This window comes from Pseudomonas protegens (genome assembly GCF_003732485.1).
GTDB classification, from domain to species: domain Bacteria; phylum Pseudomonadota; class Gammaproteobacteria; order Pseudomonadales; family Pseudomonadaceae; genus Aquipseudomonas; species Aquipseudomonas protegens_B.
Genome location: NZ_MOAK01000080.1, coordinates 171613 through 174747, shown reverse-complemented (window position 1 = coordinate 174747; position 3135 = coordinate 171613). Strand labels below are relative to the sequence as shown.

The window sequence follows — 3135 nt, the reverse complement described above, 5'->3', positions numbered from 1 at the left end:
GAAATGCCGGGCGCCGCTGGACGGGTCGAAGGCGTTGCGGGCATGCAGGGTACGGCGGTTGTCGAAGCACCAGAGTTGGCCGGGGTCGAGGCGGCGGACCACTCGGAATCGCGCTTCCCGGGTCATGGCGATAAATCGACGGTAGGCGTGGTACAGCCGGGGCATCTGTTGCACCGAGGTGTCGAAGGGCCCCCGCAGGAAGTTGGCCATGCGGATTTCCGCCACCCGGCCCAGGGCATCCAGGGCAATGATCGGCGCCAGGCAGCGGTAGTCGCTGTGGCGGTCCTTGTTGCGAAATTCCACGGGTGTTTCACACAGCGTCAGGAAGGCCTCGGGGTCTTCACGGCGCAAGGCATCGGCGATGGCGAAGCCGTCGACGAAGATGCTTTCACCGCCCACGGCGTCATTGACCAGGCAATGCAGGAACTGCAGCCCCGGTTGCAGTTCGCGGGTGGGCAGGTCGCTGTGCAGCGGCAGGTTGAAAGCGGTGTAGGCGTTGCTGTCGGCGTCGGCCTTGGATTGCACATTGAACAGCACGCCGAAGTTGCTTTCGCGGATAAACGAGATGCGTCGGGCGATCAGCGCCAGCGAACCCGGCTCCGTGGGGGCGCCCCGGACCTGGGTCAGGCCGGTGCCGCGCAGGGCCAGCAGCCATTGCAGCAGAGCCTCGGGATCGTCCATCAGGGCCTGATACTCGAATACCGGCAACTGCAGGTTGCTGTCCCACAACCGGCTGTGCGCGGTATGGGCGCGGCGCTCCTCGCGGGATTGCTCATCATAGGCATGGGCCCGCAGCCAGCCGGGATCGAAGCGGCTGTGGTGGCCGTTCGACCAGTCGAGGCACAGGCAGCCTTGGCTGTCGATGTGCGCCCCGTGGCAGCCGAGATCCTCGGCGACATCGACGATTTCCAGCACCTGTTCGCGGGTCACGCTGTAGACGCATTCCGGGCAGGGGCAGTTGTCCCGCAGCCATTGATGGTGAAAGGGGCTGAGGCGGCCATCGGCCCAGTGCACCTGGACCCGGTCCGGCAGTACCTGGACGGCGCTCAACGGGCTGATCAGCGGATAACGGCGATAGTCGGCAAGGGCGGCGATGTTCACGGCGATCTCCTTTTCGGGCTGGTTGTCATTTTTCCGTTGGCAGGCCAATCACCCGGCCGATGTAGGTGGGGCGTGGCAGGTCGGCCTGCTCGGCCGTCATGGCTTGCAGGCGCTGCAGCAGCGCTTCGCCGAACGGCGCGGAACGGGGGCCGGCGAGGTCGACGTGGAGCAGCATCTGTTCGTTGCCGGCCAGCTCCTGGGGATCACCGACCTTGTGCAGGCTGTGATACAGGTGCAGGCGCTTGCGGTCGTGGCCGATGATCCGGGTATGGACTTCGACCTCGGTGTCGAGCTTCACCTCGTGCAGGTAGTTCAGGTGCAGTTCCAGGGTGAACAGCGAGTGACCGCTGGCTTCGCGGTTGTCGCTGTCGAGCCCCAGGCGATCCATCAGCGCGTCGGTGGCATAGCTGAAGATCAGCAGATAGAAGGCATCGCGCAGATGGCCGTTGTAGTCGACCCAGTCGTGGATGATGCGGGTGCTGTAGGTGGTCAAGGCAGGCATAGGATCACCGGATAACTGTAGGAGCCGGCTTGCCGGCGAAGGCGTCCGTTGGGTTTACGCCTGGCTTGAGGGCCTCTTCGCTGGCAAGCCAGCTCCTACGGGGGTTGGGTTAGTCGTGAAAGTGCATGCCGTGCTTGGCCTTGGTGGTTTTCACCGCCTCCAGCACTGCCAGCAGGCAGTCATCACGATAGCGCTCCAGGGCCGAAATGCTGTGGGTGCCCAGTTGCTCGGCGGTGCCCTCGACCACGTCATCGATCAGTTTGTCGGTCAGCTCCGGGGCCGGCAGGTAGGTCCAGGGCAGTTGCAGCGCCGGGCCGAACTGGGCCATGAAGTGGCGCATGCCGGCGTCGCCGCCCGCCAGGGTGTAGGTGAGGAAGGTGCCCATGAACGACCAGCGCAGGCCGGCGCCAAAGCGGATCGCATCGTCGATTTCCCCGGTGGTCGCCACCCCGTCATTGACCAGGTGCAAGGCTTCGCGCCAGAGGGCTTCGAGCAGGCGGTCGGCGATGAATCCCGGGACTTCCTTGCGCACGTGCAAGGGGCGCATGCCTAAGGATTCATAGACCTGGATCGCCGCCTGTATCGCCTCGGGTGCGGTGTGCTTGCCGCCCACCACTTCCACCAGCGGCAGCAGGTACACCGGGTTGAACGGGTGGCCCACCACGCAGCGTTCCGGGTGGGTCGAGCCCTCGTAGAACTCGCTGGGCAGCAGGCCCGAGGTGCTGGAGCCGATCAGGGCGTTTGGCTTGGCCGCGGCGCTGATCTTGCTGTGCAGTTGCAGCTTGAGTTCCAGGCGCTCGGGAGCGCTTTCCTGGATGAAGTCGGCGTCTTTCACGCATTCTTCGATGGTGGCGACAAAGCGCAGGCGCTGCGGCGAGGCGCCGGGGGCCAGGCCCTGTTGTTCCAGGGCGCCCCAGGCATTGGCGACCCGCTGGCGCAGGGCCGCTTCGGCGCCCGGCGCCGGGTCCCAGGCCACTACGTCCAGGCCGTGGGCCAGGGCGCGGGCCACCCAGCCGCTGCCGATCACGCCGCTGCCCAGAGCGGCGAAGGTTTTGATGTTGGTGATAAAAGTCATCGCGTCTTCCTGAAAAAAGAGTTCGTAGGAGCTGGCTTGCCAGCGAAGCTGTTGGCGGCCTTGCGGGGCCCTTCACCGGCACGCCGGCTGCTACGAGCTCGGATGTGACGGCCTCTTCGCGAGCAAGCTCGCTCCTACGGGGAGAGGTGGGTTCGGGTCAGCCGCGTTGCTTCAGGCCCATTTTCTTGCGGCCCTCGGCCGGGGTCAGGACCCGTGCCCCAAGGCGGTGGAGGATCTCCGTGGCCCGTTCCACCAGTTGGCCGTTGGTGGCGAGCACGCCGCGATCCAGCCACAGGTTGTCTTCCAGGCCGACCCGCACGTTGCCCCCCAGCAGCACCGCTTGCGCGGCCATGGGCATCTGCATTCGCCCGATACCGAAACCGGCCCAGACCGCATCCGCTGGCAGGTTGTCCACCATGGCCTTCATGGTGGTGGTGTCCGCGGGGGCGCCCCAGGG

3 protein-coding genes and 1 pseudogene are annotated in these 3135 nt (G+C 65.9%); all 4 read right to left on the bottom strand.

Annotated elements, in window-relative coordinates:
- A partial coding sequence (locus BLX41_RS22010) for a TauD/TfdA family dioxygenase (RefSeq protein ID WP_123726592.1) occupies positions 1-1101 on the bottom strand: 1101 nt, incomplete at its 3' end.
- A 25-nt stretch (positions 1102-1126) separates the two neighbouring features.
- Entirely contained in the window at positions 1127-1603 is a 477-nt protein-coding gene (locus BLX41_RS22005) for a thioesterase family protein (RefSeq protein ID WP_123726591.1), read from the bottom strand.
- A gap of 109 nt (positions 1604-1712) precedes the next feature.
- Positions 1713-2678, bottom strand: a complete 966-nt coding sequence (locus BLX41_RS22000) for an L-carnitine dehydrogenase (protein WP_123726590.1) — start codon at positions 2676-2678, stop codon at positions 1713-1715.
- Between the two features lie 157 nt (positions 2679-2835).
- Positions 2836-3135, bottom strand: a pseudogene (gene cdhC / locus BLX41_RS35980) (3-dehydrocarnitine:acetyl-CoA trimethylamine transferase CdhC); the annotation flags it as partial.